We start from the raw sequence: 22,612 nt of genomic DNA on the forward strand, positions 1-22,612 counted from the left end.
CCCTTAAATCCACAACTTCTTGAAGTCACGTCCGCCAAAGATCAGGTTGACCATTGCGCGGGTCACCATGATGGCCGTGAACATCGAGGTAAAGATACCCAGGGACATGGTCACCGCAAAACCTTTGACCGGGCCGGTGCCCATGGCAAAGAGAATCCCGCCGACCAGCAGAGTGGTCAGGTTGGAGTCGAGAATCGCGGTAAATGCCCGGCCGAAGCCTTCGTTGATTGCACGCTGCACGGTCATGCCGGCGGCGATCTCTTCACGAATCCGCGAGAAGATCAGCACGTTGGCATCCACCGCCATACCCATGGTGAGCACGATACCGGCGATACCCGGCAGGGTCAGCGTTGCACCCAGCAGCGACATCAGGGCCAGCAGCATCACCATGTTGCCCGCGAGGGCCACGGTGGCGATCACGCCGAAGAAGCGGTAGATGGCGATGATGAACAGCGACACGAACAGCATGCCCCACAAGGCTGCATCGACACCCTTGGTGATGTTGTCGGCACCCAGGCTCGGGCCAATGGTGCGTTCTTCAGCGAAGTACATCGGCGCCGCCAGACCACCGGCACGCAGCAACAGCGCCAGTTCGGAGGATTCGCCCTGGCCGTTCAGGCCGGTGATGCGAAATTGAGCACCCAGCGGCGACTGGATGGTTGCCAGGCTGATGATCTTCTTCTCTTCCTTGAAGGTCTGCACCGGCACGTCTTTCTCGACACCGTTGACCATCTGCTTGGTGTAGGTGGTCACCGGGCGTTGCTCGATGAAGATCACCGCCATACTGCGACCGACGTTGCTGCGCGTGGCGCGGTTCATCAGGTCGCCGCCGTGGCCATCCAGGCGGATGTTCACTTCGGGAGTGCCGTGCTGCGAGTCGAAACCGGCCTTGGCATCGGTGACCTGGTCACCGGTGATGATCAGGCCGCGCTCGATCAGCGCAGGTGGGCGGTTGCCTTCGCGAAACTCGAACTCTTCGGAGGTGGCGCGGGTAGCACCCGGCTCGGCCGCGAGACGGAACTCCAGGTTGGCGGTTTTACCCAGGATACGCTTGGCTTCAGCGGTGTCCTGCACGCCCGGCAATTCAACCACGATACGGTTGGCGCCCTGACGCTGCACGATCGGCTCGGCCACACCCAGCTCGTTGACACGGTTACGCACCGTGGTCAGGTTCTGCTTGATGGAGTATTCGCGGATTTCCGCGATCTTCGCCGGGCTCATCGCCAGACGCAGTACCGCCTGACCATTGAGGTCGGCCGGCACGATGTCGAAGTCATTGAAGTTCTTGCGGATCAGCGCACGGGCCTGTTCGCGGGACGCTTCATCAGAGAAGCCCAGCTGGATGGCACCGTTGAGCTGCGGCAGGCTGCGATAACGCAACTTCTCTTTGCGTAGCAGGCTCTTCACGTCGCCTTCGTAAACTTTCAGGCGCGCGTCGAGGGCCTTGTCCATGTCGACTTCCAGCAGGAAGTGCACACCACCGGACAAGTCCAGACCCAGCTTCATCGGGTGCGCGCCAATGCTGCGCAGCCATTGTGGCGTGGTCTGTGCCAGGTTCAGCGCGACAACGTAGTCGTCACCCATGGCCTTGCGCACGACGTCCTTGGCCGGCAATTGGTCTTCGGATTTGGTCAGGCGCAGCAAGCCGCCCTTGGCACCCGCGGCCAATGTTGCCGCTTTAACCTGGATACCCGCGTCATTGAGCGCTTTGCTCGCGCGCTCCAGATCGGCCTGATTGACCTGCAGCGAAGTGCTGGCGCCCGTGATCTGGATCGCCGGGTCATCAGGATAGAGATTGGGAGCGGAATAAATAAAACCGATCGCCAGCACCGCCAGGATCAGTACGTATTTCCACAGAGGGTATTTGTTCAGCATCACGCCGCCCGCTTATAACGCGGGGCGCCTTGCGCGCCCCGTCGATTGGTAAAGGTTGTTGCTTAGATCGCTTTGAGCGTGCCTTTAGGCAGCGTGGCAGCGATGGCGCCCTTCTGGAACTTCATTTCCACGGTGTCGGAGACTTCCAGTACCACGAAAGCATCGGCAACCTTGGTGATCTTGCCGGCGATGCCGCCAGTGGTCACCACTTCGTCGCCCTTTTGCAGGCTGCCCAGCAGGTTCTTCTGCTCTTTGGCGCGCTTGGCCTGTGGACGCCAGATCATCAGGTAGAAGATGACCAGGAAGCCGACCAGGAAAATCCACTCGAAACCACCGCCCATAGGGCCGGCAGCGGCAGGCGCAGCGGCGTCAGCCATGGCGTTAGAGATAAAAAAGCTCATTTAGCACTCCAGTTGCAAATAGTGAATCTTAGGGTCGGGAAAACTCAGTCCAAGGGCGGCACAGGGAGCCCGCGCTTGGCATAGAAGGCATCGACGAAGGCGGCCAATGTACCCTGTTGAATAGCCTCGCGCAAACCAGCCATCAGGACTTGGTAGTGACGCAAATTGTGGATGGTATTCAACATGCTACCCAGCATTTCCCCGCACTTGTCCAGATGATGCAGATAAGCACGCGAGAAGTTCTGGCAGGTGTAGCAGTCACAGGTGGGATCGAGCGGCGATTCATCATGGCGATGGAACGCGTTACGGATCTTCAGCACGCCTGTATCGATGAACAGATGCCCATTGCGGGCATTACGGGTTGGCATCACGCAATCGAACATGTCCACACCGCGGCGCACACCCTCTACGAGATCTTCCGGTTTGCCAACGCCCATAAGGTAACGAGGTTTTTCAGCGGGCATCAGGCCCGGCAGATAATCCAGCACCTTGATCATCTCGTGCTTGGGCTCGCCCACCGACAGGCCGCCAATGGCCAGGCCGTCGAAGCCAATGGTGTCGAGGCCTTCGAGCGAGCGCTTGCGCAGGCTTTCGTGCATGCCGCCCTGGACGATGCCGAACAGCGCGGCGGTGTTGTCGCCGTGGGCGTTTTTCGAACGCTGGGCCCAACGCAGCGACAACTCCATGGAAATCCGCGCCACGTCCTCATCGGCCGGGTACGGCGTGCACTCGTCGAAAATCATCACAATGTCCGAACCCAGGTCGCGTTGCACCTGCATCGACTCTTCCGGCCCCATGAACACCTTGGCGCCGTCGACCGGCGAGGCGAAGGTCACGCCCTCCTCCTTGATCTTGCGCATGGCGCCCAGGCTGAACACCTGGAAACCACCGGAATCGGTGAGGATCGGGCCCTGCCACTTCATGAAATCATGCAGGTCGCCATGCTTCTTGATCACTTCGGTGCCCGGGCGCAGCCACAGGTGGAAGGTATTGCCGAGGATGATCTCCGCGCCGGTGGCGACGATGTCGCGCGGCAGCATGCCCTTGACGGTGCCGTAGGTGCCGACCGGCATGAACGCCGGGGTCTCGACGGTGCCGCGCGGGAAGGTCAGGCGACCACGACGGGCCTTGCCGTCGGTGGCCAGCAGTTCAAACGACATACGACTCATAGTTGTTCCTCTGGGCCGCTTGGCGCCGGATTGCGGGTGATAAACATCGCATCACCGTAACTGAAAAAACGGTACTCGTTGGCGATGGCGGCCTGGTAGGCGGCCATGGTTTCGCGGTAACCGGCAAAGGCCGACACCAGCATCAACAGCGTGGATTCGGGCAAATGGAAGTTGGTGACCAGGCAATCGACCACATGGAACGGGCGGCCTGGGTAGATGAAGATATCGGTGTCACCGCTGAACGGCTTGAGCACGCCATCGCGCGCGGCACTTTCCAGGGAGCGCACGCTGGTGGTGCCCACGGCAACCACCCGCCCGCCGCGCGCCTTGCACGCCGCCACGGCATCCACCACGTCCTGGCTGACTTCCAGCCATTCGCTGTGCATATGATGATCTTCAATATTATCCACACGCACCGGCTGAAACGTGCCGGCCCCCACGTGCAGGGTCACATAGGCGCTGTCGACGCCCTTGGCGGCAATCGCATCCAGCAGCGGCTGATCGAAATGCAGCCCGGCGGTAGGTGCGGCCACGGCGCCCAGGCGCTGGGAGTAAACCGTCTGATAGCGCTCGCGGTCGGCGTCTTCGTCGGGACGGTCTATATAAGGAGGCAACGGCATATGGCCGACGCGCTCCAGCAGCGGCAACACCTCTTCGGCAAACTTGAGCTCGAACAACGCGTCATGGCGCGCCACCATCTCGGCTTCGCCACCGCCGTCGATCAGGATGCTCGAGCCCGGTTTCGGCGACTTGCTGGAACGCACATGGGCCAGCACGCGATGGCTGTCCAGCACCCGTTCCACCAGGATTTCCAGCTTGCCGCCGGACGCTTTCTGGCCAAAAAGCCGCGCCGGAATCACCCGGGTATTGTTGAATACCATCAAATCGCCCGGGCGCAAATGCTCAAGCAAATCAGTGAATTGACGGTGTGCGAGGGCACCGCTCACCCCATCCAGGGTCAGCAGTCGACTGGCGCGACGCTCGGCCAATGGGTGGCGAGCGATCAGCGAATCAGGGAGCTCAAAAGTAAAGTCAGCAACGCGCATGATGGGGTTCGTCTAGCAGGGCCGGGAAGTCTAGCGGAATTAGTCAAAATTGACCATGAAACGTGATTGACCAACGGTAATCTCGTCTCTATACTTCGCCGCCATTGAGCCCTGATGGCGGAATTGGTAGACGCGGCGGATTCAAAATCCGTTTTCGAAAGGAGTGGGAGTTCGAGTCTCCCTCGGGGCACCATCTTAAAAAAAGACCTTGAAATTCAAGGTCTTTTTTTTGTCTGCAGGAAAGTGAATCGTGAGGCCTTAAACCCTTCCAGCTGTCACTTTTTCTTCTTGGCAGGCTTTTCCGCCTTCTCTGCCTTCTTGGCCTTTTCCGGCTTGCTATCAGCCTTCTTCACAACCTTCTTCGGTTCAGCATCCTTTTTCTTGTCTTTCTTTTCAGAAGACTTCGAAAGGGTCGACGCTGCTGCTGATTTTTTTGCCGGTGATGACGTCTTGTCTTTCAATTCCTTACTGGCTTTTGAAGACTCGCCTTTGCTTTTCTTCTCGTCTTTAGCCACGTTGACCACCTCTCGAAGGATGCCGGTATTGGCACGCTGCCTGGGGAATTATCCACAGGCTAATCATTAGGCGAACGCCGCCAAGAGCCGTTCCATTTTTTTGCTGCAACGAGGAGCGGAACCCGACCGTCCCCTGCCGAGCGGTCGGTAAGTTTGTTTCAACACGGCTCAGACCAACTCGCGCGCTGGCTCTTGTGAGGCAAACAACGCATTGAGCGTGTTTAGAAACACATCTTGGCTCAAGATCCCCGTGGCAACAGTCGACAGCACTACTTTGCCGCTCTCGTCCTTGATCACCACGTTTTCAGTCCAGGCATTCAGGTCAACGCTGCGCAAGGACGCCATCGACACGTTCTCGCCCTTGTATTGCAAAAACGTACGGCTGACCGCAATCGGCGAGGTGTTGATTTTCAGGAAGTTGCCGCTCACACGTTTGCCCCAGACCTGCCCTGAGTTGATGCAGTTGAAACTCACCGACCCGCCCGCCTCCAGCGTCGCGACCACCGCCGGCATGCGCGCGAGTACGTGACGCTCACGCATCAGTTGCTGGAATTCATAAAAGCCCTTGAGGCTTTCGATCACGCGGTGAAACGGCTCGGACGCGTTGCGGCGATAGGCCAGGTTGGTGATCAGGCCGGTTATCGCGGTTTGCCCGGAGCCGAACAGGTACAAGTCTTCGATGTCGGCGAACGCGGTGTAGTGGCGCTGACCGTTGACGATGCGCTCTATGCCCAACTCAAACACGTTGTACACCGGCGCGCGCAGTTTTTTGTGCCAGGCGTAGACCGCAAACATGCCCAACGCGATAACCGCGAGCAAGGCGCTGGTGGCGTAGATCAGCGTCTGCGGGCTGCTGAAGCTGAATGACAGGCCACGGGAGGTCTCGCCAGCTACGGGTCCTTCGCTGCCTGCGGGCAGCAGGGTGCCCAGGTACAACACAAACACGGCGAGGCCCAACAGCACGACGCCAACTATCAAACTGAAAATCAGAAAGCCCTTGCCGTGGCGGAAGCTGGCGATCAGTTCGCCGGTGGCCGAAGGTACCTGGGTGGGAGATGGCTGCATGGTCGTTGCGTCCTTGTCTGAAGGAGAACGCGCCGCTGTTCAGACAGCGCGAGTTAGCCCTGCACGCCGGCCCTTTGAGAACCGGATGCATGGCGAGTTGGAGCATGGCTAATTAATATCGTTCCTTGGACTGCCCTTTGCGCGCGCGAGCCCGTTGTACGGCGCCGGGGTCTTTTTTTTCAGACACAGAACAGTGATCATCGCCCTCCTCCACATAACCCAGGACCCAAAACCATGGAATTGACGCTGGAAGCGGTCGCGCTCTTTGCACTTAAGCTTGCGCACGAGACGGACGGCGGTAGCCCGATTTTGCGGGATGATCTGGTGATGGATGGGTATGAGCGGGAGGTGTTTGGGCTGCTCGTACGCAAGGGCGATCTCGTTACGACTCAGCAAAAAATCAGCGAGTGCATCGCGCTGGCCCTGGTGGCGCTGGGCGGCGCCAACACGGTAATGGGCCGTGAACTGCAACGGCTGGCGACGGACGTGCTCCAAGCGCCTACGTTTGAAGCACTCACGGCCCCGCTCGACGCACTCAAGCAGTACCTGAAAGCAATCCTGTGAGGTGGTCGCCTACCGCCGCCCCTCCACCACCATCCGCACCGCCAACCCCATCAACACCGACCCCATCACCCAGCGTTGCACCACCTGCCACCCCGGTCGGGTGACGAAGAACATCGCAATCGAACCGGCCATGCAGGCAATCACCGCGTTGACGCTCACGCTGATAAAAATCTGTGTAAACCCCAGCACCAGGGACTGCGCAAGCACGCTGCCATGGCCGTTCGGGTCGATGAACTGGGGCAGCAGCGACACATACATCACCGCTACCTTGGGATTGATCAGGTTGGTGACCAGGCCCACGGTGAACAACTTTCGCGGGCTGTCCTGGGGCAAGTCGCGCACTTGGAAAGGTGAACGCCCGCCCGGCCTGACCGCCTGCCACGCGAGGTAGGCCAGATAAAGCGCGCCGCCAAAGCGCAACGCGTCGTAGGCAAAGGGACCGGCCATCAGCAACGCCGTGATCCCCAACGCCGCGCACAGCATGTACACGACAAAACCCAACGCAACGCCGCCCAGGGAAATCAGCCCGGCCATGCGCCCCTGGCAGATCGAGCGGGAAATGAGGTAAATCATGTTCGGCCCGGGCGTCAGCACCATGCCGAGTGAGATCAGGCCGTAGGCAAGCAAGCTGGACATATCGGGCATTGTTTGGCTCCTGGATTTTTGTTCTGCCGGCGTGGAATCCTTCGCCAGGGTCGCCATGGTAGAGCGTACAAATCCCGCGCGTCAGATACAGATCCACAAGCAAAACGCCATACACCGGCACCCGTTTGAAACACCACCCACCCAGGACAGGCAGATGATCGACTTCAACAACAAAGGCTTCTTCAAGCTCAAGCAAAACAACGAATACGCCGAACGCGTATCGGCCCTGCTGCTGGACGGCGAAGAAGTGGTCGACGCCTACAAGGCCATGCGCGACGGCGTGGTCTTCACCACCCAGCGCATCATTGCGGTGAACGTGCAGGGGATCACCGGCAGCAAGAAGGACTTCACCTCGCTGCCGTACAAAAACATTGTGGCGTACTCCGTGGAAACCTCCGGCACCTTCGATCTGGACTCGGAACTGGAAATCTACTTTTCGTCGCTGGGCAAAGTGAAATTCGAATTCACCGGCAAGACCTCCATCGTGGAAATCTCCCGGCTGATTTCCAGGCACTTGCTCGGCTGATCAGCAGGCAGTATCTGCACAGCGCTGATCGAACGCTTGAGCGCCGGCGGTTTCGTGGCGAGCGGGCTTGCCCTGCGTTGGTTTGCGCAGCAGCTCCAGTAAAGACGAATGCGGTGTATCAGATACTCCGTGGAGTCGGGTTTGGGGCTGCTTCGCAACCCAACGCGGGGCAAGCCCGCTCGCCACAGAGGCATTCGGCGGTGATAGAAAAGGCACCGACGGGGCATCAGTCCACTTTTCCCACGCTCAGCAGCGAACAAAGACGACATTCGCCTCTTTGCCTACCTCGTAGGCTCACTCCCTCGCACAAGGAAGTGAGCCCTTCATGTCAGAACGCTTTTACCCGCCCACCGAAGAAGATTTACGCAAGCGACGGATCCTGACCCCGCAGCCATCGCGTGTGCCGTATTCGCCGTCTGTTGATTTTTTAGAGCCATCGCCTGCTCCAATACCCGAGCCAGCCAAACCTCCAGGCTGCGTTTTCATCAAGCCTTGCCAACTGCCTGACGGCGTCACTCATTACTTCAACCCGGCCGGGTATGTCCCGTTGGAGTTGATCAAGGAGTACGGCCATTTAAGCCTGCTGGGTGGACGTGAGGTGGACAGCCGGGGCGCAGTCGCCTTGCGCAAGATCAGCGGCAGCCCACTGCCCGCGGGCTTGGGGCAGTTGGCATTGCGTTCGGCGGTTTGGGAGTCGGCGGCCACAGCCGTTGGGTCCGTCGCCGCAGGCCTGCTGACGGGTTTGGTGGCGCTGGCTTGGCCTTCGGCGCTGGGCGATAGCGCGCTGTACAGCGAGGATCAGTTGCGTTCGATGCAACGGGCGCGTTCGCAGATGCGGTTGCATATCGAGCAACGTGAGGACGGCACGCTCAAAGGGTATGGGTTTTACACGGGCAATCATGCCGCGTGGCAGATGATTGATGTGGTGCAGTTTCAAAGCCGTGGCGATCAGTTTGTGGCGGATTTGGGCGAGGGCGTGGAGCTGATCTGGACGCCTGCGGTTGATCCCAGTGACATGTTAGGTATTCCGGCATTGGAAGCTGCGCCGCAGGCGCCGGTGATCTGGATTTATCCGCCGACGGAGAAGGCCGCACAGATTCTGGTGAACCCGATTTATCCACCTCAGTATCGGGATTTTATTCTGGTGTTCCCGGTGGAGTCGGGGGTTCGGCCGCTGTATGTGGTGGTGAGTGTTCGGCCAGGGGATCACAAATACCATCCGAGTCCAACGTTCTTACCTGCATTTCCGAAAGCCATACGCGCACCAGCCAAATCCCGCGTCAAGGGCGGAGGCAGGCTTCGGCCTCGCTGGAAAGAGCCCTACGGGTATATCTACGAATGGGACTTTGAAGGAGGCAAGGTTGAGATGTACAACAAAAAAGGCAAACACCTTGGCGAGTTCGATTCTATAACAGGTGAGCGAACCAAAGAGGCAGATGACACAAGGCGGATAGATCCATGAAACATCTGATCTACGTTGTTCCCACGGGAAGCGAACACATTTCGACCGAGATTCCGCTGGACCTGAACGCTGCAGACTTGCTGCCAATAATGGGCTGGGAAGATGAGAACGAATGTGTATATGACTATTTGCTTACACCACAACAAATTGAAGACATCGAAAAAATCACCACATTAGTCCTTCCTAAAAACGCGTCGCTGTATTTGGCATGCGATGCGTGATGCAGGCGTTTTCAACTGGATAAGGATTGGCCACGATCTACAAAGCAGCGCAAAAAAATTAGGCCACCATGAAAAAGCCCTGTCTATACCGCTCAGTCAACACCCGTACACATGACGTATGCCACGGAAGTCATCGCGCTTATCGGAGCGAAAGAAATAGCAAAAAAGAAACGCGCGCATTATCAAACCGCGGCTCAATGCACAGCCACCATCGACACGGTTTTGATTACACCCCGCTATTCCGTTTTCTCCTTTCCAAAGTCGGTCAGCCGTGGGATACCGTTCAATTGCCTCCCTGGACCTGGCTTTACGCAAAATGCTCGCAACGTTTATGGGAGCGATCATTTAGGTTGGAAGGTTTCCAGATAGGCCAGAATATTCTCAATCTTCTCCCGATCACTGATCCCCCAGAAAATCATCCGCGTCCCGCTCACCACCGCTTTCGGGTCTTCGATATAGGCCGCAAGTTTGTCCCGCGTCCAAACCACACCCGAATTCTTCATCGCGTCGGAATACTGGTAATCCGTGGTAGTACCGGCAGGCCTGCCGATGATGCCGTTCAGCTCCGGCCCAAACCCACCCCGCGCGCCTTCCCCGACGCTGTGGCAACCGCCGCAGGTCTTGGCGAAGAGCTTGCCGCCTGCTTCGGCATCGCCGGCGGCAAAGGCTGAAGGAGCATTCAGGAAAAGGGCTAGAGCGATCAACGCGTATTTCATGGCGACTCCACATCGGCGGTTACCGGCGATTATGCCCCATGCCGGTTCACACCGCCTGTGGGTCGATGCGGATGCCGCCTCTGCCTGCAAGCACGCAACCTAGACCCTTCAACCGACCATCCATCGTTTAAAAAACATCCAATCGAACCTAATCGGCCCCTGCCCACTCCACCTTACTGAACCCTGATGGTGGAGTAAGGATCATGGCTCAGCCATCGATTTTGGTATTGGAAGACGACGAAATCATTCGGGCGTTGATGGTGGATGTGCTGGAAGATTTCGGCGCGGTGGTGACATCGTTTCCTTCGGCGGATGAAGGCATGATTTACCTTGAGCGGGGCGATGAGCCGGTCGACCTGATTGTCAGTGACGTGCAGATGCCCGGTTTGCTCAACGGCTACGACTTGAGCCGCGTGGTCGCGCACCGCTGGCCCGAGGTGCAGGTGCTGTTGACCTCCGGCAATACCAGGATCGCCGAGGAACTGGGCGGTTCGGTACGCTTCCTGCCCAAACCCTGGAGCACCAGTCACCTGATTGAATGCGTGCAAACGGCATTGACTCAGCAAGGTGCTTCGATGCATTGATAGCGTCGCGATATCACCTAGACCGAACTTCGAGCGCGTTATTGCGGTCACCTAGTCAGTAAGGAGCGACTTTTCTGATCCGCCTGTCAGGCTTTTCGCCTTGTGCGCACGCCTAACGGCAATGAGTTGTGTAGAATCGTCGCCCATTTTCACGCGTCATTCATGGCCGACAGGCCCACAGTTCGAGCTTACTGAATGCATTCACAGGCCCCTGACGTTGGTGCGCCACCTCTGCTGGAAGCGCTGCGCACGGGGACTGGCCTGCTGCACGTCGCACTGGAAAAGCGTATGCCGTTTTTTTCCGAGCGCCTGGATGCCCAGTGGTATCGACGTCTGCTGCAGGCGTACTTCGGCTTTTACGCGCCGATTGAAGCAGCGCTGTACGACAGCGGCTTGATCCCCGAAGGTTTTGACACATCGTTGCGTGAGAAAACGTCGATATTGGTCAGTGACCTTCACGCCCTCGGCCTTAACGACGCCGCCATCAGCGCCCTGCCCCGCTGGACCGACCTCCCGACTTTCGACACCCCCGAAGCCTGCCTCGGTGCCCTGTATGTGCTGGAAGGCGCGACCCTCGGCGGCCAGGTATTACGTCGGGAGATGGCTCAACGCCTGGGCGTGGATGCCGACAACGGTGGCGCATTTCTTGATGTCTATGGCGCCGAGACCGGACGGCGCTGGAAAGCATTTCTTGATTACCTGGACCGGCAGACACTGGACGCGGCTGACAAACAACGCGCCGTGATCGCTGCCCGTTCAACATTCAGCGGCTTTGAGCAATGGCTCGACCGCCAGGAGGTACTGCTATGAAAACCGAAGATTTCGAAGAGCTGCTTGCCAACTGTGCCGACGAGCCCATTCGCTTTCCCGGGGCGATTCAGCCCCACGGCGTGCTGCTGACGCTGTCGGAGCCCGACCTGAACATCATCCAGGTCAGTGCCAACGTGGGCACCCTGTTCGGCCATGCACCCGAGTCGCTGCTCGGTCAGCCGCTGCACACGCTGATCGGCGCCGAGCATGCCGAGGCGGTGCACAGCATGGCCGCGCATAATACTTTTTTCGACGCGCCGCCCCTGCATGTCTGCCTCAATGGTGCGCAGTTCGAAGGCTTGCTGCATCGCCATCAGCGCGTGCTGGTGCTGGAATTCGAACCGCTGCTCGAGGATTTCAAACCACGGGCGCTCAATGGTCGCACCAGTAACCTGGGCAAGATGCTGCAACGCCTGCAATCGGCGAAAACCCTGCAGGCGCTGTACGAAATCAGCGTGACCGAAATCCAGGCCATGACCGGTTACGACCGCGTGCTGATCTACCGTTTTGAAGAGGAAGGCCACGGCCAGGTAATCGCCGAAGCGTCCGCGCCGTCCATGGAGCTGTTCAACGGGCTGTTCTTCCCCGCGTCCGACATCCCCGAGCAAGCCCGCGAGCTGTACCGCACCAACTGGCTGCGAATCATCCCCAATGCAGCCTACGAACCGGTGCCACTGCTGCCCAGACTGCGCCCGGACATCGACCAGCCGCTGGACCTGAGCTTCGCCACCCTGCGCAGCGTGTCGCCGATTCACTGCCAGTACATGCAGAACATGGGCGTGCTGTCGTCCATGAGCATTTCGCTGATGAAGGGCGACACGCTCTGGGGCCTGATCAGTTGCGGCAACCGTGAGCCGCTGTTGGTGCCGCACGCGTTGCGTAGCGCCTGCCAGACCATCGGTCAGGTGCTGTCGTTGCAGATCAGCGCCATGGAAGCCCTGGACCTGAGCCGCCAACGCGAAGAAAAAGTCGACGCCCTGGCCTTGCTGGATCAGGCGATGAAATCTTCGGAAAATAATGTGTTCGATGGCCTCGCCCAACGCGGCCAGTTGCTGATGGAACTGACCTTGTCCGGCGGCGTGGCGATCATCGAAGACAAGCAACTGCACCGTTACGGCAACTGCCCGGAGCCGGCGCAGATCCGTGCGCTGCACCGCTGGTTGCAACAGAACGGCGAGCCGGTGTTCGCCAGCCACAACCTGGCGGCGCTGTACCCGCCGGCGGCCGACTTCCAGCAAGTGGCCAGCGGCGTGCTCGCCATGAGCCTGCCCAAGCCTGTGGACAACGGCGTGCTGTGGTTCCGCCCGGAGGTGAAGGAAAACATCAGTTGGAGCGGCGACCCGAGCAAACCACTCAACCTGGAAAGCTCCGATGCCGGCATGCGCCTTCGCCCACGCACCTCGTTTGAAATCTGGAAAGTGGAGATGGCCGGCATCTCTACCAAATGGAGCCACGGCGACCTGTTCGCCGCCAATGACCTGCGCCGCTCGGCCCTGGAAAACGACTTGTCACGTCAGGTACTGCGCGAGCAACAGGCGGTGCGCGCGCGTGACGAGCTGGTGGCGGTGGTGTCCCACGACCTGCGCAACCCGATGACCGTCATCTCGATGCTCTGCGGCATGATGCAAAAGGCCTTCAGCTCCGAGGGCCCGCACACTTCGCGGCGGATTTCTTCGGCTATCGACACCATGCAACAGGCGGCCGCGCGCATGAATGTGTTGCTGGAAGACTTGCTCGACACCTCAAAAATCGAGGCCGGGCGTTACGTGGTCAAACCGGTTGCACTGGACGTCAGCCAGATGTTCGAAGAGGCCTATTCCCTGCTCGCACCGTTAGCGATGGAGAAAGGCATCGACTTGTCGTTCAATGCCGAGCCCGGCCTGCAGATCAACGGCGACCCGGAGCGCCTGTTCCAGGTGCTGTCGAACCTGATCGGCAACGCCATCAAGTTCACCCCGCGCCAGGGCAATATCGGCATCAGCGCCATGAGCAACGGCGAGGAGATCGTGTTCTCGGTGCGCGACTCCGGTGAAGGTATTGCGCCTGAACAGTTGCCGCATGTGTTTGATCGCTACTGGACCCAGACCGAAAACAACCCCAGCGGCAGCGGGCTTGGGCTGTACATCACCCAAGGTATTGTCCAGGCCCACGGCGGGCGGATAGAGGCGCAAAGCGAAGTGGGCCGCGGCAGTGAGTTCAGGTTTACGGTACCAAAACCGAACTGAAACGCCCTCAGGCACAGGCTTGCAAAACATTCGGACACCCATGGCCGGGAACGCTCAACCCGGCCACTGCCACTGACTCAGTGCGCACTCAAAAGCAGGGGTGCGAGAAGCAATCGTCCATTTGAGCAAGGGGTCTTCCATGATTATCGGTAACAGCTTTCAAACCTATAACCTCAACAACGCCCTACAAACGATTCAGAACGCCACCAAGCCTGTAGAAAAAACCGCCCCTATCAACGGCGACGCACCGAGGCAAAACACGCAGCAGCAGGACAACGACTCGTCCCTGGATTCTCTTGGGCAAGGCCGGCTGATCTGATCTTGGCCAGGGGCGCGGCGCCCCGCGTTGCGCTCCGTTAACAAAACACTGACATCCTCTGCGCTACCCTTTCCAGTTCTATCTTGTGTGAGCTGCCCTCTTCATGCCTCAACCCGACACACTGCCCGCCGTGCTTGCCGGCCCGCTGCTGCGGCGCCTGGAACCGCAGCGCCTGAACATCTGGTTGGTGACAAGTCGTGCCGTGCAATTGACCCTCAGGTTGCAATTACCTCGGGACGAAACACTGGACATCCCGCTCGACGCGACGCATTGCCAAGTCATCCCGGTGGGGCGCCACGCCTTTATTCACCTGGTTGACGTAGCGCTCAGCAACCCTCTGCCCCAGGACGTCGCGATTGGCTATGACCTGTTGACCGACGGCACCGGTATTGCCGAGTGGGCCACGCATTTGCTGTATGCCGATGCCCATTTGCCGACCTTCGTATTACACAGCCGCATCCATCAGTTGGTGCATGGCTCCTGCCGCAAACCGCACCACAGTACCGACGAAGGCTTGCTGTGCATCGACCGTTTGCTGGCCGAGGCACACACACCGGCACAACGCCCGGCCTTGCTGATGATGAGCGGTGACCAGATCTACGCCGACGACGTGGCCGGGCCGATGCTGCGGGCGATTCATGCGCTGATCGCGCGTTTGGAGTTGTTCGACGAATACCTGGAAGGCGCCGTGGTGGATGACAGCGCGAGCCTTTACGGGCATCGCGCCAGCTATTACCACCGGGCCGATCTGCTGCCCGCACTGGACAGCAACGAGACCTTGCGCGAACGGTTTTTCGGCGGCGTGAAAAAGCCGATTTTCACCAGCAGCACCGCAGACAATCACCTCGTGACCTTTGCCGAAGTGGTCGCGATGTACCTGTTGGTCTGGTCGCCCACGCCCTGGACACTGATCAGCCCACATGCGCCGCAATTGAGCGCGGAGGAACAACGGCGGTATGCCGGGGAGCAGGTGCAGATTGAGCGCTTCCGCGACGGCCTGCCCGGCGCCGCGAGGGTCCTGGCTCACCTCTCGACGCTGATGATCTTCGACGACCACGACATCACCGATGACTGGAACCTCAGCGCGCAATGGGAAGAAACCGCCTATGGCCATCCTTTCTCCAAACGCATCATCGGCAATGCCCTGCTGGCCTACCTGCTGTGCCAGGGCTGGGGTAACCAGCCGGATGTGTTTGGCGATCTGTTGAAACAAACCCAGGCACTCACCGCCCAGCCGCACAACAACCATCTGCAGGCCGCTGCGCAAGATGACCTGCTGCAAGCGTTGCTGAAATTCCAGCAATGGCATTACGTGTTGCCCACGTCTCCCGCCCTGGTGGTGCTCGACACCCGAACGCGGCGCTGGCGCAGCGAATTCACGCTCAAACAACCCTCCGGCCTGCTGGACTGGGAAGCCTTGTGCGAACTGCAACAGGCGCTGCTGGACCACCCCTCGGCGATTATCGTCTCTCCCGCGCCAGTGTTCGGCGTCAAGCTGATCGAGACGGTGCAGAAGGTCTTCAGCTGGTGCGGCTACCCGCTGCTGGTGGACGCTGAAAACTGGATGGCCCATCGCGGCGCGGCCCAGGTGATCCTCAATATTTTCCGCCACTCCCGCACGCCGGGTAACTACGTGATTCTCTCCGGTGACGTGCACTATTCGTTTGTCTACCAGGTGCTGATTCGCCACCGCAACGGCGGCCCCAGGCTCTGGCAGATCACCAGCAGCGGCATCAAGAACCAGTTTCCCCCGCGTTTGCTGGAGTGGTTCGACCGCCTTAACCGCTGGCTCTACTCACCACGTTCCCCACTCAACTGGTTCACGCGTCGGCGCACCATGCAGGTGGTACCGCACATCCCGGAACATGCCGAAGCCGGGGAACGGCTGTGGAACTCGGCGGGCATCGGCCAGGTGTTTTTCAATGCCCAGGGCCAGCCTGAGGCGATCTACCAGCACAACGCGGATGGAAAGCCTCGGACGAGGATGGTGGAGCCACCGTTATAGGCGCCAGGGTGCGCGCGACTCCGACCGAGTAGAGGCGCATCCAGACCAAATAAGTAGCCAATCGCCATCAAACTAAAGCAGCACACTCTTCCTATTCAAACCCCACAGCCCCCCCTGTAGAGTGAAATCTGCCACGGAGTATCGGCGCCAATACACCCTGGCCTGGGGGCCAGCACATGCAGGGAAGCGCGCAGATGGACGATACATCCGGCAATAACCCGTTGGCCAATGACTTTTCCGACCTCAACGCCGACATGCTGCATGCGGTCATGGAGTTGGTCAGCGACGGGATCTGGGATTGGAACGCCGACACCGGTTACGTCTACCGCAACCCCGGCTGGTACGAGATGCTCGGCTACCCCCGCCACTCGCTGGAAAACAACGTGTTTACCTGGGAGAACGTCATCCATCCGGATGATTACCCCCTTGTGATGGTTGTTTTCGATGATTACATCAACCAGCGCGCGCCCCATTATCAGGCCGAATATCGCTGTCGAAAAAAAGACGGCAGCTATCTGTGGATCGAAGACCGGGGCTATGTGATTGCGCGCAACCCCGACGGCTCGGTAAGGCGCATGGTCGGCGCGCACCGCGATATTCATTCGCGCAAACACTCCATCGAACAACTGCAAAAGCGCAACCAGTCTCTTGAAGCGCTGGTAGCCGAACGCACCCGTGAACTGTCGCGGGTCAATCAACAACTGCAGCTGCAACTGGACGAGAACCGCATCCTCGCCGAACAGGATGCCCTGACGCACATCGCCAACCGCTACCGTTTGGAGAAAGTCCTGCTGGAAGAATGCGAGCGTGCCGAGCGTTTTCGCCTGCCGCTGACACTGGTAGCCATGGACATTGATGAATTCAAATTGATCAATGACCAGCACGGCCACAGCATGGGCGACGAGACCCTGATGATAGTGGTCGAGGGCCTGAACGCGTGCATGCGCACTGGCGACCTGCCGGCCCGCTGGGGCGGCGATGAGTTCATGGTGGTGCTGCCCAAAACCACACTGGACGCGGCAAAACGGGCGGCCGAACATATTCGTAAGCACATCGCGCAATTGCCCATCTTGCACGACGTTCGCGTGACCTTGAGCCTGGGTGTGGCGCAACGTCATCCGCGTGAGTCCGCAGCCGCGTTGATGAGGCGCGCCGATCAGGCGTTGTACCGGGCCAAAGCGGCGGGCAAGAACAGGGTTTCTGAGTAGATCGCGACTTTTATTAATGACCCGGCGACTTTATTTCGTTTGCGGCAAGGGCACGCGGGCAGCTTAGATAAAAAGACGCCCGCCACCGCCGAGTCCAGGATTCATGAGCCACGATCCGATCAGCCAGTCGATTTCCATCGTTCATCCCATCAGCCTCAGCCACGGTAAAAACGCCGAAGTCTGGGACACGGCCGGCAAACGCTATATCGATTTTGTCGGTGGCATCGGTGTGCTCAACCTTGGCCACTGCCACCCCGCCGTGGTCGAGGCGATACGCGAGCAGGCCACCCGGCTGACCCACTACGCCTTCAACGCCGCGCCGCATACACCCTATATCGAACTGATGGAGCGCCTGACCGCATTTATCCCGGTGAGCTATCCGGTCAGCGGCATGCTCACCAACAGCGGCGCGGAAGCAGCGGAAAATGCCTTGAAGATCGTACGGGGCGCCACCGGCCGTACCGCTGTGATCGCCTTCGACGGCGCGTTCCACGGCCGCACCCTGGCTACCCTCAACCTCAACGGCAAGGTCGCGCCCTACAAGCAAAAGGTCGGCGTACTGCCCGGTCCGGTGTATCACCTGCCCTACCCGAGTGCCGATAACGGCGTGACCTGCGCCGAAGCGCTGAAGGCCATGGACCGCCTGTTCAGCGTGGAAATCGACGTCAACGATGTCGCCTGCTTCATCATTGAGCCGGTGCAGGGCGAGGGCGGCTTCCTGGCCCTGGATATCGAGTTCGCCCAGGCACTTCGCCGTTTCTGCGACGCCAAAAACATCCTGCTGATCGCCGATGAAATCCAGTCCGGTTTCGGCCGTACCGGGCAGCGCTTTGCCTTCTCACGCCTGGGTATCGAACCGGACCTCATTCTGCTCGGCAAAAGCATTGCCGGCGGCGTGCCGCTCGGTGCAGTGGTGGGCCGCAAGGCGCTGATGGACAACCTGCCCAAAGGCGGCCTGGGTGGCACTTATTCGGGCAACCCCATCGCCTGCGCAGCGGCCCTGGCCACCCTCGACGTGATGACGGATGACCATTTGCAGCGCTGGGGAGCGCAGCAGGCGGCCGCGATCGTCAGCCGTTATGAAACCTGGCGGGCCCAGCACCTGTCGCCCTGCCTGGGGCGCCTTACCGGCGTCGGCGCTATGCGCGGCATCGAGCTGACGAATGCCGACGGCACCCCTGCCTCCAGGCAACTGACCCAGTTGCTGGGCTTGGCGCGAGACGCCGGCTTGCTGCTGATGCCCAGTGGCAAGTCGCGGCACATCATCCGCTTGCTGGCACCGCTGACCATCGAGCCTGCGGTGCTGGAGGAGGGCCTGGATATTCTGCAAGCGTGTCTTGCGCAACTGGACGAGTAGCACGCATCCGCCTTGACCTCACCCCCCTCCCCCCTGAAAATGCCCGACGCTTTTTTGTCTCCGTTTACTGAAGTAGTGAAATTTCAATGCCTGATTCCCACCTCGAAGAATCCGTAGCCACCTTGCACGCCAAGGCTGAATACGAAAACGCCATCAATCTTTCACAGCATGTGCCAGCGGCCAAGATCATCAGCGAGATGGTGCTGGACGCGTTTCACACCTCAAAGGAAAGCGACCAGATCCGCGAGTTGCGCGTGGCCATCCGCCAGGCTCACGACGCCTTTGACGATGACAAGGCCTATGACCTGATGGGCCGGCTCAAGCAACTCAAGGACGCCGAAGCGGCCGACAACCTCGCCCTGGAAGACCTGAGCAGCAAGTTCTCGATCAGCCGCATTTTGTCCAGCTTCAAGGACGACCCCGAGTTTCAGGAACTGGTGTACGGCCTGGCCCTCAAGGTGTTGAATCAGTCGCACCAGGCCATCAGCAACCCGAGCGCCGGCAAGAGCAAGGCCGCGCGTAGCAAAAAAGACGCTGAAGTGTTCGTGATCAGCAAGGATGGCGTCAGCGTCACCCTGCCGCTGCGCACGCCGCGCTCCAGGCTCAATGTCGACCGTGAGGCATTCGAGTTCCTGGGGTTCAGCTTCGTGGGTGAAGGCGATGAGGCCGAACTGGAAGTCGAGAGCTTTGTGGACAACTCAGGCGCCGAACAGCCGCTGAGCCGCAAGAGCGTGATCACCGCGCTGCAGCAGCAGACGGCGTTCGCCGGTTACAGCATCGCCCAGCAGTAACTATGCGCGGGAGCTGTTGTGGCGAGCGGGCTTCATGTGGCGAGCGGGCTTGCCCCGCGTTGGGGCGCGAAGCGCCCCCAATTGAACAAAATGCTGTGTACCTGACACTACGCAGAGCCTGGTTTTGGGGCTGCTGCGCAGCCCAACGCGGGGCAAGCCCGCTCGCCACATAAAGCTCGCTCGCCACAACAAGCCCGCTTGCCATATTGAGACTGTGGTGTCTCAACTGATCCGTTTGACCTGCGCTGCGAATACCTCGCGAAAACGCGCCATCTCCTGCCTGTTGCCCACCGTCACGCGCATCCACTGCGGCCAGTTGCTCCACACCCGCCCAACCAGCACGTGATGGGCTGCCAGCCGTTCAACCACCTGCTGCGCCGGTTGCTTCACGTCGACCATGAAACAGTTGCTCTGCGACGCCGTGCAGGTGAACCCGCGCGCCCTCAGCCAGGCGATGGTCTCATCCCGCGCCCGGGCATTGAGGGCCTTGCGCTGCGGCAGCAGTTTGATGTCTTCCAGACTGGCCTGCGCGCCCAGCAGGCTTGCGCCCGCCGGAACGTTATCGCCGCCGAACACCGCCAGCCGTTCCAGCAGCGCCGGATGCCCGATCGCCAAGCCCACCCGCGCGCCAGCCATGCCGTAGATTTTCGAGAAGGTACGCAGCACCAGCAGGTCGTCGTGGTCGTTCACCCACCCCACACAGCTGGGAGCGTCGCAGAAATCGATGTAGGCCTCGTCCACCACCAGCACGCTGCCCTTGGGTTTGTTCGCCAGCGCATGGCGGATCGCCTCGGTAGGCGTGAGGGTGCCGGTGGGGTTGTTGGGATTGCACAGGTACAGCATGCCCGCCTGTGGGTCGGCGGCAAGCATCGCGGGTAGGTCATGGGCGTGGTTGGCGTTCAGGCTCACCTCATGCACGGGAGCACGCCACGCCTGCGCAGACTGGTGCGGGACTTCGTACGACGGCGTGGCCATCACCAGGCCACGGGTGGCGCTGGTAAATGCCAGGACGGCATAGCGCAGGGCGGCCATGGAGCCGGCAAACACCGCCACCCGTTCTTCGGCGATGCCCTGCTGCTGGGCGAACAACGCGGCCAGCGCGTACATGTGCGGGTAGGGATAACGCCCCGCCGCTGTAATCCCGCGCTGCATCGCATCGCGGGCGGTACCTGCGGGGCCGTAGGGGCTTTCGTTGTAGTTGAGCCGCACGGTGTCAGACGTTTTCGGCGCGGGGCTGGCGTGCGCCCAGTTCAGATGCCCCAGCACCGGCAACGCGGCGCCAAAGGCGAGAAGGGAACGACGACTGACGCTGACCATGGTGTCTACTCCTTGTAGGCGAGTGCTGAATGCTCACTGTGTAAGGAAGTATGACGAGAAGCCGGCCAGTGGATTTAACCGCGGTTCAGCTCGACTGCAACTTGTGCTTCAGACTGCCCATGACTGCCGTCTTGTTCTGCAGGTAGTCCTTCAGACCACGCGCGCGCAGCTCGCAGGCGATGCAATTGCCGCAGCCGTCGCCGATCACGCCGTTGTAGCAGGTCAGGGTTTGCTGGCGCACCAGCTCCAGTTGGCCCAGGTCATCGGCCAGTGCCCAGGTCTCGGCCTTGTTCAGCCACATCAACGGGGTGTCCAGGCGCAGTGTGTAATCCATGCCCAGCGCAAGCGCCTTGTTCAGCGCCTTGACGAATTCGTCCCGGCAATCGGGATAGCCCGAGAAGTCGGTTTCGCACACGCCGGTGATCACGGTTTCGGCCTTTACCTGGTAGGCGTAGATCGACGCCAATGTCAGGAAAAGGATATTGCGCCCCGGCACGAAGGTACTCGGCAAACCATCGCCTGAACTCTCGGTGGGCACGGGAATGTTGTCGCGGGTCAGGCTGCTGATGGCCAGCTCATTGAGCAACGACACATCCATCACCTTGTGCACGGTGGCGCCCAGCTGCTTGGCCAATCGCTGGGCCACTTCGATTTCGGCGACATGGCGCTGGCCGTAATCGAAGGTAATGCAGTGCACCTGTTCGTAACGCGCCAGGGCCTGGATCAGACAGGTCGTCGAGTCCTGCCCGCCACTGAAGACCAGAACGGCTGTTTTACTCATGCTTTTGTTCCTGCCTGCTTGGAAGTGGTGAAGAGTTTAAGGGTGGCTCAATAAAAAGCCCCGCGCTTCTTTCGAGGGCGGGGCTGATTTTGGCTAAAGAGCCGGTGCTCGATGACTCAGTGAGCGTAAGTCAGCAACAGCTCTTTGGGTGCCTGGAAATCCAGAGACATCATCACGCTGAGCGCGGTGATGGTGAAAATCGAGAACACGAACAGCTTGCGCGCCCAGACGGTGTCATCCACCGCCTTGTAGCCGGTCCAGGCCATGTACAGCCAGTACATGCCCATGGCGGCGGCAACGGCGAGGTAGCTCATGCCGGCATAGCCACTGAAGGTCAACATCAAGGTCGCCACAAGGAAGGCCAGGATGTAGAGCAGGATGTGTTTCTTGGCCACCTGGATGCCACGCTTGACCGGCAGAACCGGGATCGACGCAGCCAGGTAGTCATTGAAGCGGAAAATCGCGATGGCATAGGAATGCGGCATCTGCCACAGGCTGAACATCACCAGCAGCACCAGCGCGGCCATGTCGAAGCTATTGGTCACAGCCACATAACCAATCACCGGCGGCATCGCCCCCGACAGACTGCCCACCAGCGTGCCGTGAACCGACTTACGCTTGAGGTACAGGCTGTAGAGGCCGACGTAGATGACAAAACCGATCACGGCAAACAGCGCCGCCAACGGGTTGGCCACCTTGTACAACAACACCACACCGGCAATACCCAGGACGGTCGCGAAGATCAGCGCCAGTTTCAGGGAAATAAGCCCCTGCACCAGCACACGATTCTTGGTGCGCTCCATCTTGATGTCGATGTCACGGTCGATGCAGTTGTTGAACACGCAACCGGACGCCACAACAAGGGAAGTGCCGATCATTGCCGCCAGGAAGATGGCCAGATCGACATGCCCCTTGGAGGCCAGGAAGAAGCCGCCTGCCACAGAAAGCACGTTACCGAAAATGATCCCCGGTTTGGTGATTTGGATAAAGTGCTTAAGCGACATCGGGTC

General features: G+C 59.8%; 23 protein-coding genes and 1 tRNA gene. 13 read left to right on the top strand and 11 right to left on the bottom strand.

What is annotated here, in order from left to right; genetic code table 11:
• Positions 1-3 precede the first annotated feature (3 nt).
• The 4 genes from secD to queA form a co-directional block, all read right to left on the bottom strand.
• The gene (gene secD, locus RHM60_RS11390; protein WP_003238441.1) at positions 4-1,875 is read right to left on the bottom strand and encodes a protein translocase subunit SecD; all 1,872 of its coding nucleotides are present in this window, start codon (positions 1,873-1,875) and stop codon (positions 4-6) included.
• A 62-nt stretch (positions 1,876-1,937) separates the two neighbouring features.
• The gene (yajC, locus tag RHM60_RS11395) at positions 1,938-2,276 is read right to left on the bottom strand and encodes a preprotein translocase subunit YajC (RefSeq protein ID WP_003238439.1); all 339 of its coding nucleotides are present in this window, start codon (positions 2,274-2,276) and stop codon (positions 1,938-1,940) included.
• Between the two features lie 44 nt (positions 2,277-2,320).
• Positions 2,321-3,436, bottom strand: coding sequence for a tRNA guanosine(34) transglycosylase Tgt (gene tgt, locus RHM60_RS11400; RefSeq protein WP_209990501.1), 1,116 nt, complete (start codon positions 3,434-3,436; stop codon positions 2,321-2,323).
• A 5-nt stretch (positions 3,437-3,441) separates the two neighbouring features.
• Positions 3,442-4,491, bottom strand: a complete 1,050-nt coding sequence (gene queA, locus RHM60_RS11405; protein ID WP_209984590.1) for a tRNA preQ1(34) S-adenosylmethionine ribosyltransferase-isomerase QueA — start codon at positions 4,489-4,491, stop codon at positions 3,442-3,444.
• A gap of 108 nt (positions 4,492-4,599) precedes the next feature.
• Here queA and RHM60_RS11410 point away from each other — a divergent pair.
• Positions 4,600-4,684, top strand: a tRNA-Leu gene (locus RHM60_RS11410).
• Positions 4,685-4,766: 82 nt separating this feature from the next.
• Here the strand turns inward: RHM60_RS11410 and RHM60_RS11415 are convergent.
• Entirely contained in the window at positions 4,767-5,015 is a 249-nt protein-coding gene (locus RHM60_RS11415; protein ID WP_322214467.1) for a hypothetical protein, read from the bottom strand.
• Positions 5,016-5,174: 159 nt separating this feature from the next.
• Positions 5,175-6,071 carry a hypothetical protein gene (locus RHM60_RS11420; RefSeq protein ID WP_322214468.1) on the bottom strand — a complete coding sequence of 299 codons (897 nt, stop codon included), beginning with the start codon at positions 6,069-6,071 and terminating at the stop codon, positions 5,175-5,177.
• Between the two features lie 234 nt (positions 6,072-6,305).
• Here RHM60_RS11420 and RHM60_RS11425 point away from each other — a divergent pair, with 234 nt between their 5' ends.
• Entirely contained in the window at positions 6,306-6,635 is a 330-nt protein-coding gene (locus tag RHM60_RS11425) for a hypothetical protein (protein WP_322214469.1), read from the top strand.
• A 9-nt stretch (positions 6,636-6,644) separates the two neighbouring features.
• Here RHM60_RS11425 and RHM60_RS11430 read toward each other — a convergent pair whose 3' ends face one another.
• The gene (locus RHM60_RS11430; protein ID WP_322214470.1) at positions 6,645-7,280 is read right to left on the bottom strand and encodes a LysE family translocator; all 636 of its coding nucleotides are present in this window, start codon (positions 7,278-7,280) and stop codon (positions 6,645-6,647) included.
• 154 nt (positions 7,281-7,434) lie between these two features.
• Here RHM60_RS11430 and RHM60_RS11435 point away from each other — a divergent pair, with 154 nt between their 5' ends.
• From RHM60_RS11435 to RHM60_RS11445, 3 genes are all read left to right on the top strand, one after another.
• Entirely contained in the window at positions 7,435-7,806 is a 372-nt protein-coding gene (locus RHM60_RS11435; RefSeq protein WP_057007296.1) for a PH domain-containing protein, read from the top strand.
• A gap of 325 nt (positions 7,807-8,131) precedes the next feature.
• On the top strand, positions 8,132-9,268 hold the full coding sequence (locus RHM60_RS11440) for an S-type pyocin domain-containing protein (RefSeq protein ID WP_322214471.1): 1,137 nt from the start codon (positions 8,132-8,134) through the stop codon (positions 9,266-9,268).
• Positions 9,265-9,489 (top strand): hypothetical protein, encoded by a 225-nt coding sequence (locus RHM60_RS11445; protein ID WP_231423462.1) that lies wholly within the window; start codon positions 9,265-9,267, stop codon positions 9,487-9,489. Before RHM60_RS11440 ends, RHM60_RS11445 begins: the two co-directional genes overlap by 4 nt.
• A gap of 341 nt (positions 9,490-9,830) precedes the next feature.
• Here RHM60_RS11445 and RHM60_RS11450 read toward each other — a convergent pair whose 3' ends face one another.
• Positions 9,831-10,205, bottom strand: a complete 375-nt coding sequence (locus tag RHM60_RS11450; protein ID WP_209984612.1) for a c-type cytochrome — start codon at positions 10,203-10,205, stop codon at positions 9,831-9,833.
• Between the two features lie 203 nt (positions 10,206-10,408).
• Between RHM60_RS11450 and RHM60_RS11455 the strand changes: the two genes are divergently transcribed.
• The 8 genes from RHM60_RS11455 (at position 10,409) to RHM60_RS11490 (ending at position 19,504) form a co-directional block, all read left to right on the top strand.
• Positions 10,409-10,789 carry a response regulator gene (locus RHM60_RS11455; protein ID WP_209984630.1) on the top strand — a complete coding sequence of 127 codons (381 nt, stop codon included), beginning with the start codon at positions 10,409-10,411 and terminating at the stop codon, positions 10,787-10,789.
• Between the two features lie 195 nt (positions 10,790-10,984).
• Positions 10,985-11,599, top strand: coding sequence for a biliverdin-producing heme oxygenase (locus RHM60_RS11460; RefSeq protein WP_322214472.1), 615 nt, complete (start codon positions 10,985-10,987; stop codon positions 11,597-11,599).
• Positions 11,596-13,824, top strand: coding sequence for an ATP-binding protein (locus RHM60_RS11465; RefSeq protein ID WP_209984635.1), 2,229 nt, complete (start codon positions 11,596-11,598; stop codon positions 13,822-13,824). Before RHM60_RS11460 ends, RHM60_RS11465 begins: the two co-directional genes overlap by 4 nt.
• A 139-nt stretch (positions 13,825-13,963) precedes the next feature.
• Positions 13,964-14,143 carry a hypothetical protein gene (locus tag RHM60_RS11470; RefSeq protein ID WP_322214473.1) on the top strand — a complete coding sequence of 60 codons (180 nt, stop codon included), beginning with the start codon at positions 13,964-13,966 and terminating at the stop codon, positions 14,141-14,143.
• Between the two features lie 103 nt (positions 14,144-14,246).
• The gene (locus RHM60_RS11475; RefSeq protein ID WP_322214474.1) at positions 14,247-16,148 is read left to right on the top strand and encodes an alkaline phosphatase family protein; all 1,902 of its coding nucleotides are present in this window, start codon (positions 14,247-14,249) and stop codon (positions 16,146-16,148) included.
• Positions 16,149-16,342: 194 nt separating this feature from the next.
• Positions 16,343-17,356, top strand: coding sequence for a diguanylate cyclase domain-containing protein (locus RHM60_RS11480; protein ID WP_322214475.1), 1,014 nt, complete (start codon positions 16,343-16,345; stop codon positions 17,354-17,356).
• 103 nt (positions 17,357-17,459) lie between these two features.
• Positions 17,460-18,713, top strand: a complete 1,254-nt coding sequence (locus RHM60_RS11485) for an aspartate aminotransferase family protein (protein WP_322214476.1) — start codon at positions 17,460-17,462, stop codon at positions 18,711-18,713.
• An 86-nt stretch (positions 18,714-18,799) separates the two neighbouring features.
• Positions 18,800-19,504, top strand: coding sequence for a hypothetical protein (locus RHM60_RS11490; protein WP_231423450.1), 705 nt, complete (start codon positions 18,800-18,802; stop codon positions 19,502-19,504).
• 222 nt (positions 19,505-19,726) lie between these two features.
• On the opposite strand, the gene RHM60_RS11495 is transcribed toward RHM60_RS11490, so the two are convergent.
• The 3 genes from RHM60_RS11495 to cyoE all read right to left on the bottom strand — a co-directional run bounded on the left by RHM60_RS11495 (position 19,727) and on the right by cyoE (position 22,606).
• Entirely contained in the window at positions 19,727-20,821 is a 1,095-nt protein-coding gene (locus RHM60_RS11495; protein WP_322214477.1) for a pyridoxal phosphate-dependent aminotransferase, read from the bottom strand.
• A gap of 85 nt (positions 20,822-20,906) precedes the next feature.
• Positions 20,907-21,602 (bottom strand): 7-cyano-7-deazaguanine synthase QueC, encoded by a 696-nt coding sequence (queC, locus tag RHM60_RS11500; protein ID WP_322214478.1) that lies wholly within the window; start codon positions 21,600-21,602, stop codon positions 20,907-20,909.
• Between the two features lie 116 nt (positions 21,603-21,718).
• Positions 21,719-22,606, bottom strand: coding sequence for a heme o synthase (cyoE, locus tag RHM60_RS11505; RefSeq protein ID WP_209984671.1), 888 nt, complete (start codon positions 22,604-22,606; stop codon positions 21,719-21,721).
• Positions 22,607-22,612 lie beyond the last annotated feature (6 nt).

It is taken from the genome of Pseudomonas sp. MH9.3 (assembly GCF_034354675.1).
GTDB lineage: Bacteria > Pseudomonadota > Gammaproteobacteria > Pseudomonadales > Pseudomonadaceae > Aquipseudomonas.